Raw genomic sequence first — 14,360 nt, 5'->3', positions numbered from 1 at the left:
TTTTTATCCTATTATTCTACCAAAGGTCAGTAAATTTGAAGTTGAGTAACTATATAACAAAAGTACTATTTAATGATAAGTATTGGTAAATTGTGTTGTTTATTTTATTTTACTAGACTATACTAATGTATAAAATTGTAATATTTTTGTCGATTTCTGTCGACGAGAGGAGAAAATGATGAAAGTAAGCATTCGGCCAAATCCACAGAAATTATTTCCCAGTGAAGATGGAAACCAGCAAACGCGTCAGATGATGCTACGATTCATCGAACAAATCTTAACAGGTGTCGATGTGCTGAAAAATCCGGATGGCGTCAATTTGAAGGGTGAGAAAGACCGGACAGGCAATTTTTATCATAACCTCATCCAAAGTAGTGAGATCCCAACGGCCAGTATCCCGCTAGAGGAAGTCAATGCCGAGTTGTTGAAACTGCTGCATGATCATCCGTACCATACGAAATATTTCTTGACCAATATTTTGCCGATGGCGAGCATCCCGGGCATCTTGGGTATGATTGCGGCGTTTATGGTGAACGGCAACAATCTATGGGATGTTTACGGTCCTGCGGGAGCAGAGGCGGAAGTCAGAGTCATCAGCATGATGTCCAAATTAATCGGTTATGACGCGATGACAAGCGGCGGATATACGACATGGGGCGGGCAGGGAGCTGTCTTTTCAGGACTGCGCATTGCGATTGCCAAATTTTTTCCGGAGGCTTTGCAAAAGGGTATTCCCGACAATTTGTATGCGTTTTGTTCCCATTCCGCACATTACAGCTTGTTCAAATCCATGGAAGCGACGGGGATTGGCAGCGATAATTTAATCCGTGTTCGTACGAAGGCGGACAGCTCCATGGATGCTTGCGATTTGAAGCACAAGATGGAAGAGGTTATCGCACGAGGCGGAATTCCGATCTATATAGTCGGAACGACAGGATCGACAGATGCGATGGGGATCGACGATTTGGAGCAGATTTATGCGGTGTCCAACCAAGTTGCCGCACAGTTTGAGCTGCGGAGAGCTCATATCCATGCTGACTCGGCGTTAGGCGGATTCTTTGCTTTCTTTCACGATTATGATTTCACCAGCAATCCACTTGGATTCAAAGATGAGGTCGCAGAGGCTTTAATGGCAATTCATAGCCGGATGAGACATTTGCATTTGGCCGACTCGCTGTGCTTCGATTTTCAAAAACTGGGGCAAACGCCGTATCTGACAAGCCTATTCCTGCTCAAGGAAGCCGCAGATTTGAAGCTCATGGACCTGCATCCGGACGAAACGCCGTATGTCGGACATCGCGGTTATGGACAATACCATACCGGATATACGTTGGAATGCTCGCGCATGGCTAGTTCCATTAGCATATATAGCGCGCTTCTTGCATTCGGCATCCAAGGATACCAACAGCTTCTGGCTCAATTCGTTGAGGTCAACCTTGCATTTCGGGCGAGGCTGCGTCAGGAAATTCCTCAGGCTGAGATCGTTAATGAAGACAATCCAGGCATTATTACGTTATTTCGGATTTATCCCGAGGGAACGCACCGTTTCCAGGAAGAAATTTCGGGAGGCTGCACATCGGAAGAGATTGAGCGGAACAACAAGTTCAATGAAGTCTTGTTCGAGATGCTGGGGAAGCAGCGTGATCGCATCTTTTTTGGCGATACCAAAAAGCACTTAATGGTGCCAACGCAGGATAAAAGCTTGATGGCTTTATACGCGAGTAAGATCTTTGTCATTTCTCCTTATACGGAGTTTGAACATGTCCCTGAGATTATTCAGCATTTGAAAGAAATCGTAACCCATGTTTACGAGAACTATGCTGAAGCATCTACGATAAGCAGGAGGTAACAACAAGTGGCTGCGCAAACGCTAAAATTATCAGGAAAAGACAAGCTTTTCAGTAAGAAAATAACGAACTGGGTCCGTGAGCATATTGCAGTTAAAATGACGCTTAGCATCGTTTTGCTGCTGCTGGTCGTTAGTAGTGCCTTTTCCTTTTCGGGATACTGGATTAGTAAAAAATTAACGATGAAGCTTGAAGATCAATTTGTTCTGCGCTTGACGTCAAATATTCAAAACGTTTCTAATTATTTAGCTGTTATTCCTGAACGGCCCGAAGAAATTACGGATTCAAAGCAACCAGCTCATGCGAAAATAAAAAAGCAATTCGAGGAGTTCAAAAAACAAGGCACACTGGAGAACGTATTTGTTCTGACGAAAACTCCACAGAAAGATCAAATCGTGCTGCTAACCGGGGTTGATGATGATTACGGCACCGAATATCCGTTTACGCCGGAAATGAATGCGGCGATAACCGAGGACAAGCCGATGATCAGCAACATTTACAAAGATGAATACGGCATTCATAAATCGATCTTTGTTCCGCTTCGCAGCAAGAATGGCGAGAATGTCGGCATTATCGGGATCGATTTGGATGCAAGTATCATCCCCAAAACGAAACAAGATATGTTTTGGACAACACTGATCATAACGTTGATTGTTGTGGCTGCGGGCAGTTGTATCGCCTACTTCATAAGCCAGAGTGTGACAAAACCGGTCGTTCAGCTCATGCGAGTAACCGAGAAGGTAGCTAGCGGGTATTTGACGGAACCCGTCTCAGTTGACCGCATCGATGAGCTTGGGAAACTGGCGGGAGCATTTAACGAGATGCGGAGGAATTTGGAAACTTTGATTCGTCAAATGTACGACTCCTCGCAGATCATTACCCAAACGAGCGAGCAATTGTACCAATCAGCCGATGAGTCAAGCTCAAGTGCCGGGCTGGTTGCCGTCTCCATGAACACGATGTATGACGGGGTAGCCGAGGTTGTGACGTCGATTTCGGAGAGTACCCACTCCATCGTTGAAATTAATTCGGAATTGACGGAGGTAACGACCGAAGTCAAAGAGATGCAGGAAATGGCACATAAGGTGGGGGCCCAATCGTTTGACGGTCAACAGCTTGTCGAAAAGACGCTGCATCAGATGAACGTGATTCAAAACGAGATGAAACAATCTCAGGAAGCGGCGCTGCAATTGGGGAACCGTTCCAAAGAAATCGGTGCGATCATCAATATTATCACGGAGATCGCTCAGCAGACGAATCTGCTGGCTCTGAATGCTTCCATTGAAGCGGCTCGTGTCGGCGAGCAGGGAAAAGGCTTTGCCGTTGTTGCCGGCGAAGTGAAGAAGCTGGCTGAGCAATCGACCCAAGCGGCAAGCTCGATTACCGAGCTCGTCTCCGGAACCCAAAAAGACAGCCATTTGGTCATGCAAAGCATCGCTCAGGGAAATCACGCCGTAGAACAAGGCCAGACGTGGATTAACGATACCTACGAAAATTTCAAGGTTATTTTCAACGGTATTTCCGTTTTCTCCGATCGGACTGATCATTTATTGGACACCCTGGAGCGAGCCGTGAGATCTTTCGAGATCATCTCCAGGATGATGCAAAAAATTTCCGGGATTACCGAGCAGCAATCTACCGGGTATGAGGAAGTAGCTGCTGCTGCAGAGGAACAGAGTGCTTCCATTGAGGAAATTACATCGGCGATTCGCCAACTGTCCGAAATGTCTGTTGAACTGCAGAAGTCGGTTAAAAGCTTTAAAATATCTCACTAAACGAAAAAGCTCATGAGTTTATCCGCCAGCCTCCGGGCTGGTTTTTTAATTTTGGAAAGGCGAAGCATGTCTATTCTTTCATGCAGTGACGGCGAGTCTCCAGTCTCCGTGATCCTCTGGAAAAGAGGGGGAACTACAGGGCGCTATTTGGCTAGAAACTGCCCTTTCGGCAAGGGAGCGGGAACTAGGTTCCGCTATTCCACCATGCGAGCGGATTTATAGATCATTGAGGTGAAATAAGACCCTGTAGTTCCCCTAGGACGCCCGAAATTCCGCTTTTCGCCGAAATAAGGGAATGGAGTTCCCACTGATAGGATGGACGATGGTGATCCGGAAGCTCCGTTAAGATAATCTTAAGAATTGTCCCCATAATTTGTTAAGATTCACCGTCTACACTAGGTCTCATGATAGCTATCAACTTTTTGGTTGTATTTACCAGATCAACTTGATACGGTATGGATATATCCGCAACGCATAACACAGTACATAGGGTTTAAATGAGCTTTTTCTTATTTTCACAGAATTGTAAAGGAGGGTAGCCGGAATGGCACAACCCACGATACTCCTTGTCGACGACGAGAAAGAAATTATCGATATGCTGGCCATCTATTTGAAAAATGAAGGCTATCTATTGCTCCGAGCTGCTAATGGAGAAGAAGCCTTACAGGTGCTTCAAAAGGAAGAGGTCGATTTGATCGTACTCGACATTATGATGCCGACCATGGATGGAATCGAAGCCTGCTTTAAAATCCGAGAGCAAAAAAATATGCCGATCATCATGCTCTCTGCAAAGAGTCAAGATATGGATAAAATCTGGGGCTTAAGCTCAGGCGCCGACGATTATATGAGTAAACCGTTTAATCCCTTGGAACTTATCGCCCGAATCAAATCGCAACTGCGCCGTTACACCAGGCTTAATGTGCCTCATGTGAACAAGGATCACGAGCTTGAAGTAGATGATCTTTCGATCAACACACAGACGCACGAAGTCAGGCTGGAAGGGAAAGAAATTAAGCTAACCCCGAGGGAATTCGCCATTCTTGAGGTGCTGGTCCGCAACCGAGGGATGGTGTGGAGTTCGGAAAAACTGTATGAAACGATTTGGAAGGAAGAGGCTCCGACAATACGGTCATGGTGCATATCCGTAAAATTCGCGAAAAAATTGAACAAAATCCAAGAAAACCGAGATTTATAAAAACGGTATGGGGGGTAGGCTACAAAGTTGAATAATCGAACCGATTTCGATCTTTACGCTAGGCTCAACCGATTTCCATTTACCTTATTCCCGTTCAACCTGCTTCTAAAGCTGATAGTTTGGGTTGGAATGCTATATAAGCTTAGTATTAGGCATGTGCAGCGGAGCCTGCGGATGCAGTTGATGCTAACCTTTGGCATCTGTTTGTTGGCGGGATTGCTGACTTACGGCATCAGTTCTAATTTGTTTGGCGAAATGAAGCAGCTGGCTGTTATTGACTATAAGTACGGAATTGAACGAATAGATAATGAGACTCGCGGCTTGGTTAATGAACTATCGGCACTCCAAAAACAAACAGATATGGCCGGTAGCGAAAGTGAGGGAGGGAGGCCGGAGTTCTTCGAAAATCATGTGAACTGGATGAATGATCAGAAGTTTAAGGTGCTCATAACGGACCTGGAGGGCCGTGTCGTATACCGCAGCCAAAATGCTGCGGAAACAAATGTCGAAATTCACAATGTGATCAGTAACGCGATGAATGCCCGGACGGATCAGGATTATGGCCGAAAAGAATTTTCCAGTTTTTACCCAGTCAACTATATGGGACAAAAATCTTATCTGATTGTCTCCGGCATCCCGGAACCGCACATTACGTATCGAAAGGGTCAAAGCCCGCTGTCCTTGCTGATTGCTGTTGCTGCTTTTATCCTTTTGTTCTACTTCATGACGCAAAAGAAGATGCGCCACGTGGAGGAACTGGCCAGTGGTTTGCGCGTCATTGCGACGGGGAACTTGGATTACCGTGTCATCGAACGCAGTCAAGATGAGCTTGGTTCCCTAGCCCGGGATCTGAACTTCATGGCGGAGGATTTGCAGAAAAGGATGGAGGAGGAAAGACGAAACGAGCGTTTGAAGCGCGAGCTGATTACGAATGTTTCGCATGATTTACGCACACCTCTAACGCTCATCATGGGTTATTTGCGGCTGCTGCAAGATAAAGGCTACGAGACACCTGAGCAGGCGGCAAGCTATGTAAGCATTGCCTACAATAAATCTGAAAAGCTGAAGCTGCTCATTGATGACTTGTTCGAGTATACGAAATTATCCAATCGCGACGTGCCTCTTTACAAAGAAGGTGTGGCGATCAACGAACTATTGGACCAATTGCTTGAGGAATTTGTCACACCAGCCGAGGAGCAGCAGCTTACAATCAACCGCACGATCCCAAAGGAACGGCTGCTGGTTCGCATTGATGTGGATAAGATGATACGTGTCCTCGAGAATCTCATGGGAAATGCGCTGAAGTACAGCTTGAAGCCGGGGTCGATCACGGTCACTCTTCGCCACGATTACCGCTATGTCACTGTGCAAGTTAGCAATCAAGCAGAATGGCTTAGCGACGACGCCTTACAGCAGTTATTCGATCGGTTCTATCGGGTTGACACAGCGCGCTCTTCCCATACAGGAGGGTCGGGATTGGGGCTCGCCATTGCCAAAAGTATTGTGGAGTCGCACGAAGGCGCCATTTGGGCGGAGCAAAGCGGGGGACAGATTCATTTTTTCGTAAAATTAAAGCTTGTATAATAGAATTAGTAAAGGGGCATTGCTATGAGACGATGGATGGTATGCCTGATGCTAGTAAGCTTACTCGGAATGATAGGATGCTCTAAGCCTATTGAATTTATCGGGAAAACGGAGAACTGGCGGGTGGAATGTACGGTAAATCCATCCGATCAAGTCAAAGAATATGCGATCACGTATATTGGAAAAGACAGTCAGTCTGTTAAAAATGTTAGCTACTCGTTTATGCAAAGCGAAAATTTCAAACAAACAGGCACTAGCGAAACGAGCTCGAAAAATTTGAAAATAACCGGAAAGTCTATCAAAGAAACGCCTTATGTTGAGGAAGAGAACTTTAAACTTCATATCAAATGGAATGATAAGGAGGATACGATACCTGTAGTAAAAAAAGGATAGCATCCCGCATATGCACACACAGCCGATTATTGCCCTAAAGGTAGAATCGGCTTTTTTGTCATGCAATGGAAGGTTAATGATCAGGTACTAGGAATAGATAGTACTTCTCAAAGCGGCTAACTCAAGTACAATTAGAAGTAAGACGAGAGGAGGTTAACTCATCATGAGATCGAAATGGGTTACGATTCAATTGGGCTATGTATTGGGATCCAGCTCCCTTTTAACCGCCATTGTATATTTCTTTGCAACGAATTGGGAGAAGTTAAACCGCTGGGAGAAATTCATTCCTGTCTATTTGCTCATACTCGGCTTCTATGGACTATCCGTTTGGCTTTCACGCCAAGCAGGCCGCCAGTTTCTAAGCAAGCTCAGCTTATTTGCAAGCTGTGTGTCATTTGGCGTAGGTGTCGGACTCATTGGGCAAACCTATAACTCACATGCCGACAGCTACACTTTGTTTGCTGTTTGGTTTATACCGGCTTTCCTCTTAGCTGTTCTGACGAAATGGCAGCCCTTTTACATTCTTTCTTATATCCTTGGCCATTTGGCATATGGGATCTATTTTTTTCCGCGATGGGAAGGGATGACGGAATCGGAAGTTGTCCAGATCGCGATTTGGTTAGGCATGGTCGTTGTTAACGGCATCCTCTATGTGCTGACGGAGCGTGGAATGCTAAACTCGCCGTTATTAAAGTGGACCTCATTTCAAGCAAGCATAGGTATTTTACTCGTGGTATCAAATTCGCAAGCTTTTGAACACTATGGTGTTATCATGAACCTGCCTCTGATTGCAGCGCTTGCAGCCGCTATTTGGTACACATACCGAACGAGAAACAAGGCTTACCTGCTATTCTCAGGCCTGTGGATTTCTATCACCACTATGTCTAAATACATTGAACTCATCGTGCACTATCATAACGAGCTATTTTTCATTGTCAGTTTATTATTTGTGATTTTGTTCATCGGTGGCAACGTGAAATTTATGACTTTTATTCGTGCATGGCAGCCCGCAACGGTGCCGTCAGAGACAGATGAGCGCAGAAATGAAACAAACGAAAGTGATAAACCGGAGAGTGACTTCACCAAATGGGTCGTACGCGTTCTGACCGTTTCAGTCGTTATGATCGGCTCACTGCTAGGCAGTTTGACGGTTATCGGTTTTGTCACTTTGGTGCTGGGTTTTCAAGAGCCAGTGAACGTGTTGATCGGATTTGGGCTTGTCGTGGTCACAGGCATGGTCCTGGCCAAAAAGGTAAATGCCTTAGTCCGATACACGGTTCTCATCAGCGGATTGCTGCTTGGGGCGGGAGCGGCAGCATTTTCTGAAAATGTGCCTTTTCTTTTGGTTTTTTTGGTACTTGCTGTAGGGGCTTTTGTCTATATCAACGGGATCGTGCAGCGTATCTTTTTCTTCCTTGCAGCTGTTCTGATTGCCGCAGTCATTTTATTCAATTGGCTCAATAGCGGAGTCATTGTACTATCCGTGATTACCAGTATATTATTCATAATCTTTGTCTGCGGGCAGCTTATTAAGAATGGAGCTGTTCGGCAGCCGGTCTTATACAGCAGCTATCCTTCGTTTCTAATGACGCTATTTATCCTTACCTTTATCACCGAATCCTATTGGTATTATTTGATCAATGCGCTTTTCTTTCTAGTTGTTGTGCTTGCCTTAATCGTAAGCAAGGTGCGGAATGTCCGATGGATTTACGCTTGGTCGATGGGCTTTTGGGCGGCCTATCTCGTGTACAAATATTATGATCTGGCCTGGAAGCTGCTGCACAAATCGGTTACGTTCGCCATGATCGGAATCTTGATTCTGGGCTTTACTATATGGTATGAAAAGAGACATCGTTCAGAAGCGGTGGAACCGGCGGATCATGCAAGTTATACGGCGAATCGATTCCTGATAGGGGTACTTGTACTGCTGCAAATCGCGGCTATGTCCATACAAATCGGCAAAAGTGAGTGGCTGCTGTCGCACGGTCAGCTAGTTAAGCTTCAGCTTGAGCCGTTAGACCCGCGTTCGCTCATTCAAGGCGATTATGTGCGTCTGCGCTACAAGATCTCTGAGCCTCCTATTTTCAATCAAAAGAATGAAGCCTTGACGTCCAAGCGGAAAATCTCAGTCGTGCTCGCTCCGAACGCTTCGACAGGTGTATATGAATACAGCCGCGTTTATTCGAAGGGGGAGTCGCTTGCTCCCGGTGAAGTTCGTTTGAATGGGACCCGAATCGGTTATGGGAGGATTGAATATGGGATTGAATCGTTTTTCATTCCAGAAGGAACCGGCAGGGAATACGAACAAAATGCGAAGTTCGCCGAAGTGAAGGTTTCTGCAAACGGAGATGCGATTCTTGAACAGCTTTTGCTGCAACCAAGTGTTGTCCAATAATCATTAATGTGGTAAAATTACCCGATCTTTGCATGCGAAAGAAAGGGGTAGCTGTACGAATGTGGCTCATGTATTCTGTACTTGCGGCTTTCAGTTTCGGGCTGCGGGGCATTCTGTATCACTGGACCAGCCAGCAATCATTAAATCGAAATGTGCTGCTGTGCGGCACATTTTTCATGGGGGCGTTGATTAGCGGCATCTGCGCTATACTTTTACAACAGTCTTGGACGTTGACTGCGCTGATCGGCTGTCAAATGGGGCTGTTTTCCTTCGGGGCCAATGCCAGCATGTTCAAGGGCTTTGCCGTAGGCAAAGCGTCGCTGGTCGCCATCCTAACCGGCTTGCCGTCTGTCATTGTGGTGTTTGTCGCATATTTGATTTGGGATGAACGATTGAATATGATGCAGTTCTTAGCCTTTTTCATTATTGTTATCGGGATTCTGGTCGTCCGTTATTCCAATGATATTACGCTGAAAAACTTGCAAGGCGCGGGATGGGGAGCGCTGGCTATGATTCTATTTGCCGGAAACGATTTGACCGGTAAATGGACAACGTTGGTTTCAGCCCCGTTATTTCCGACGCTGTTTTGTATGTTTGCTACAGGAACCGTCTGTTTCGGCCTTTGGTGGTTGAAAGATCAGAAGCAGGAGGGAAATCAACAGGCTGCCAAGGGAAATTGGACGGAACGCCGGACTTTTCTATTTGGCATGATCGTGGGGATTACGAATGTGGTCGGCATGATCTTTATTCTTCATGGTTTTGATCATGGCAAAGCAGGCTTAGTCTCTGCAGTTGTCGCACTGAATGTGCTGATTGTACTCCTGTACACGCGGTTTGTTTTGAAAGATAGATTTTCGAGGATGGAGCAGTCCGGACTGGCTTTGGCGTTCATCGGCATTCTGATGATGAAACTGGTTGCCTCTTGACAATAGAGTCGTATTGCAGTAATATTCAGTCAATTCATAACATGATAAGTAACATTGATGAACAGGATAGTAGTTCTTGTCGGACAGTCGCAGCGAGCCGGGATTGGTGGGAACCGGTACGAATGTCAGGAGCGAAGCGGACCTGGGAAATGGTCTTCCGAACCGAGGTGTAGGGAGATCCGGCATACGCCGTTATCGCTTAAAGGGGTTAAATCTGCTGATTTAACACTTAGAGTGGTACCGCGGGAATGAATAGCTCTCGTCTCTTATTTAGAGACGGGGGCTTTTTTGCATGCTATTTATGCCATTAGGGAGGAAAATACGATGATTCATCAGCTTTTAACCGCAGAAATCGAGCAGCATGTCGAGGCCATGTTCCAAGAGTCCGGGAACGAACGTCCGGCTCATTTGAAAATTTTGACCGAGCATCCGGCACATCCGGAGCACGGGGATTACAGCTCGAATATCGCGATGCAGCTTGCTAAAATATGGCGAAAAGCCCCCATGCAGATCGCCGGGGAGCTGCAAAGCCGCATCGAGCAGAATGCGCGTGTACAGGGTCTGTTCAGCAAAGTGGCTGCCGTAGCGCCGGGCTTTTTGAATTTTTATATCGATTGGGAAGTTTGGGCTTCTGGTGTTTATCCAACTTCGGGTGAACGCACGAATCCCAGAAAGGGAACCAAAGTGTTGGTGGAGCACACATCCATTAATCCCAATAAAGCGGCGCATGTTGGCCATTTGAGAAATTCTTGTATCGGGGATTCGTTGTCGCGCATGCTGTCCCATGCCGGATACGAGGTGGAGGTTCATAATTATATAGATGACCTTGGGAATCAATTGGCAGATACGGTAGTAGGTATGCTTCATACGCAAACAGAGGGGAGTTTTCCGCGCTTCGGGGATTTTTGCTGGGAAACTTACGCGAAGGTGAATCAAGCCTATAAAGCTCAGCCGGAGCTTGCCGAACAGCGTTCAGTGGTTCTTCATGCAATCGAGAGCGGGACTTCGAATCTTGCGTGGATGGGCGCTTTGGTGGCGGAGCGAATCGTTCGCGAGCAGTTGGACGAAATGAAACAGTTCGGGATCTCCTATGATGTGCTGGTCTGGGAAAGCAGCATTGTTCGGGCGGGATTTTGGGATACAACCTTTGAACTGCTGAGCAAAACGGAGATGTTTCATAAGGTGACAGAGGGGAAATTAGCAGGCTGCTGGGTGCTGAAAAATCTGGATGAAGCGGGGGAAGCTGCCGCAGACAATCTGGAATATCAAGGCGATAAAGTGCTCGTCCGCTCTAATGGCATCCTTACCTACACAGCGAAGGATATTGCCTATCATTTGTGGAAATTCGGTTTGCTGCAAAACGATTTTGTTTATAAAAAATGGGAGGATCGCCTGTGGTCTACGGCTGTCCAAGGCACCAAAAAAGCGATCGGGCACGCAGATATGGTCATTAATGTGATTGATTATCGCCAGCAGTATCCTCAAGAGATGGTGAAGCTGGCGCTGGAGGTTCTTGGGTACGATCAGCAAGCGAGCCAGCTCAAGCATGTGAGCTATGGCGTTGTTTCCTTGAGTCCCGGCACGGCGGCAGGTTTGGGCATGGATACCTCTGAAGGCAAAAGCTCTTATGCGATGTCAGGCCGTCAGGGCGTCGGGATTAAGGTCGCAGATTTGCTTGATCGCATGGAAAGTGTCATTGCAGCCAAACGCTCAAGGAAAGCGGGAATATCCAGCAGATCCATCGCCGCGGCTGCGATCCGGTACTATTTGCTGAAATATCAGCTGCAGACGGAAGTGATTTTCGATCTAGAGCAAGCAACGGAAGTGACGGGAAATACAGGGGTATATTTGCTCTATGCGTACACAAGAGCGAACAGCATTTTGGACAAAGCGAAGAAAGATGCTCGTTTGCAAACATTGGAAACCAGGTTCACAGGCAGTCTGCTGGAAGTTCAGGAGTACCATCTGCTCAGACATATCGCTTACTGGCCCGAAACTTTGGAGAATGCGACTTCGCAATTGACGCCCAGCTTGATTTGCAACTATGCATTTGAATTGGCATCTCTGTTCAATCATTTCTATAGCGCTTGCCCGGTTTTAAAAGGGAGCGAAGAATACGCGGCCCATCGCCTATGGATCACACAAACGGTGAAGCATACCCTTCATCAAGCGCTTGAATTGCTTGGCATGCCGACGCCTAAACGACTATAGGCCGTTAAAATACAACAATAGCTTTCTGAACTTGATCAAATGCGGTACAATAGGGATATTCGTGCCAATATGAATGATTCAGGAGGCTTTCATTACAATGACAGAAAAAGAGATCGATACACAAACTGAAGAAAATAATGCTGCAAACTTGGAACAAGAGCAGGCCCAAATCATTATGAGTTGGTTTCAGCACATGAACGAAGTTATGAAATCGCAATTTCCGGAATATGAAGTCGAGGGACAAATCGGAAATAACCCGACCTATGGCCCGATGTTTGCTTTTACACTTAAAACAGAAGAGAAGTTCACTTCTTGTGGGTTTTTCTTGAATGAAATTATGAGAAATTTCCAAACGAATCCTAACGCGGGACTGTGGCTTTCTTCCTTCTTTGTGGACTTGCTGAGAAGCCCGGAAAATCATCCGCTGCCTAATCCGCCGCAATCCGAAGACGAGGCGAAAGAGCTGCTGGATAAACATATTGTCCCTTACTGCGCGTCAGCCGTGCGTGAAGAGTTCCCGGACCAAAAGATCTACGTCGATCTGGAGCTTCATGAGGAGCATGGACCGGTTCTGGAAGCCGGCTTCGTTGCTGTACAAGAAGGCAACAATACTTGTGCGCTGCCGCTGCAATATTTAATGACGTTATATTTATTGAATCGCGATCCAGCGGAGCCGCTGATTCAAGCCATGTATCGTTTGTACGAAGAAAATAAATTAGGCCAATCATAAATAAACCCTTTCTTTCTACGAAAAAAAGCTATCTTACAGCCAATTCATGGCTTGCAGGATAGCTCTTTTTTTATTCTCTTTTGAGCTTAAGTGACTTATAATCCGCATAGCTCTTGATTGTGGCAAGTGTAGTGAAATTTACTGATTTTGCATATTTCATGGCATGCGATGTATTGAACAGGACGACCGAGTCGGTTGGACGCAGCCAGCCGCTGTCACAGAGCGCGAGCATGCCTGCCCAAGTCGCAGAGCCTTCCGGTGATGAGGAAATGCCTTGAGCGCCTAAGGCTTGCGTAGCTTCTGCAATCTGACCGGCGGTTAAAGCCACCGCCGTGCCTCCGCTTTGCTTCACAATGGACAGGATGAGCGGCAAATCCGGCGGTTGCGGTACGCGCATTCCCGTCGGACTAGCTTGAGCGGCAGCTTCTGCCCGGAATATCAGGGAATCCGGAGACAGGCCGTCGGCAATAGGCTGGCAGCCTGCTTCCTGCACACACACGAATCTCGGCATAGGTCCGTCAATCCAGCCAAGGGCTTTAAGCTCCAGGTAGGCTTTCCACATGCCAATAATGCCGGAGCCACCGCCTGTCGGATAGATGATGACGTCTGGGAATGTCCACCCCATCTGCTCGGCGAGCTCAAGTCCCATTGTTTTTTTGCCTTCTACGCGTCCGGGTTCCTTCAAGGTGCCGACATTCACCCAGCCCTGCTCCTGTTTGCCAGCTTCAATAATAGCTGCAGCGTCATGAATAAAGCCATCCACCAAGTAGGTTTCAGCCCCATAAAGAGGGCATTCCTCCGCGATCAACGGCGGGCAGTCCGAGGGGATGAACACCGAGGCGGCAATCCCGGCGCGGCTTGCATAGGCAGCCAGCGCCCCGGCGGCATTGCCGTTGGAAGGAACGGCTGCTTTGAGCGCTCCCGATTCTTTCAGCAGAGAAACTGCGACAGAAAATCCTCGTGATTTGAAACTTCCCGTCGGGTTCTGCTCCTCGCGCTTGATCCACAGCTGCCTGATCGGGAGCTTCTGTTCCCATTTCTGCAGGCGTATAAGCGGAGTCCAGCCTTCGCCTAATGTGATGATACAATCCGGGTTGCTCACCGGAAGCAATTCTCTGTATCTCCACATGGATGGGTAGCGAGTCTGTAATGCTTCCTTCTTCAATGTTTTTCTCAAGTGCTCCAAGTCGTAATTGACCAATAACGTGCCGCCGCAAGTGCATTTCATGTCTTGATAGCGAAAAGGGAGCCTTGCCGAACATCGTGAGCAATAGAGCCCCAATTGGTTCATCTCCGGGCCTCCT

At 47.0% G+C, this 14,360-nt stretch carries 9 protein-coding genes, 1 pseudogene and 1 other annotated feature; of the genes and pseudogenes, 9 read left to right on the top strand and 1 reads right to left on the bottom strand.

The features are described 5' to 3' along the window. Positions 1-178: 178 nt before the first annotated feature. From GC097_RS18835 to GC097_RS18795, 9 genes and pseudogenes are all read left to right on the top strand, one after another. Positions 179-1,849: a pyridoxal phosphate-dependent decarboxylase family protein gene (locus GC097_RS18835; RefSeq protein WP_171684847.1), complete on the top strand. Its 1,671-nt coding sequence runs from the start codon at positions 179-181 to the stop codon at positions 1,847-1,849. A gap of 6 nt (positions 1,850-1,855) precedes the next feature. Further along, positions 1,856-3,622 (top strand): methyl-accepting chemotaxis protein, encoded by a 1,767-nt coding sequence (locus GC097_RS34380; protein ID WP_171684846.1) that lies wholly within the window; start codon positions 1,856-1,858, stop codon positions 3,620-3,622. 544 nt (positions 3,623-4,166) lie between these two features. Beyond that, positions 4,167-4,852, top strand: a pseudogene (locus GC097_RS18825) (response regulator transcription factor). 139 nt (positions 4,853-4,991) lie between these two features. Further along, a complete protein-coding gene (locus GC097_RS18820; RefSeq protein WP_246294334.1) occupies positions 4,992-6,401 on the top strand; it encodes a HAMP domain-containing sensor histidine kinase in 1,410 nt (469 codons plus the stop codon). A gap of 24 nt (positions 6,402-6,425) precedes the next feature. Then, positions 6,426-6,794 carry a hypothetical protein gene (locus GC097_RS18815; protein WP_171684845.1) on the top strand — a complete coding sequence of 123 codons (369 nt, stop codon included), beginning with the start codon at positions 6,426-6,428 and terminating at the stop codon, positions 6,792-6,794. A 163-nt stretch (positions 6,795-6,957) separates the two neighbouring features. Continuing rightward, positions 6,958-9,189 carry a GDYXXLXY domain-containing protein gene (locus GC097_RS18810; protein ID WP_171684844.1) on the top strand — a complete coding sequence of 744 codons (2,232 nt, stop codon included), beginning with the start codon at positions 6,958-6,960 and terminating at the stop codon, positions 9,187-9,189. A gap of 59 nt (positions 9,190-9,248) precedes the next feature. Beyond that, positions 9,249-10,115 (top strand): EamA family transporter, encoded by an 867-nt coding sequence (locus GC097_RS18805; protein ID WP_171684843.1) that lies wholly within the window; start codon positions 9,249-9,251, stop codon positions 10,113-10,115. A gap of 48 nt (positions 10,116-10,163) precedes the next feature. Beyond that, positions 10,164-10,385: a binding site (T-box leader), on the top strand. A 54-nt stretch (positions 10,386-10,439) separates the two neighbouring features. Continuing rightward, complete coding sequence (locus tag GC097_RS18800) at positions 10,440-12,326, top strand: arginine--tRNA ligase (protein ID WP_171684842.1); 1,887 nt, start codon at positions 10,440-10,442, stop codon at positions 12,324-12,326. Between the two features lie 97 nt (positions 12,327-12,423). Then, positions 12,424-13,056 (top strand): hypothetical protein, encoded by a 633-nt coding sequence (locus GC097_RS18795; RefSeq protein WP_171684841.1) that lies wholly within the window; start codon positions 12,424-12,426, stop codon positions 13,054-13,056. Positions 13,057-13,126: 70 nt separating this feature from the next. Here GC097_RS18795 and GC097_RS18790 read toward each other — a convergent pair whose 3' ends face one another. After that, positions 13,127-14,347, bottom strand: coding sequence for a threonine synthase (locus GC097_RS18790; protein ID WP_171684840.1), 1,221 nt, complete (start codon positions 14,345-14,347; stop codon positions 13,127-13,129). Between the last annotated feature and the right edge of the window lie 13 nt (positions 14,348-14,360).

It is taken from the genome of Paenibacillus planticolens, assembly GCF_013141725.1.
Taxonomy (GTDB): domain Bacteria; phylum Bacillota; class Bacilli; order Paenibacillales; family NBRC-103111; genus Paenibacillus_E; species Paenibacillus_E planticolens.
The sequence above is the reverse complement of the archived record's forward strand: the minus strand, read 5'-3'. Positions and strand labels throughout refer to the sequence as shown.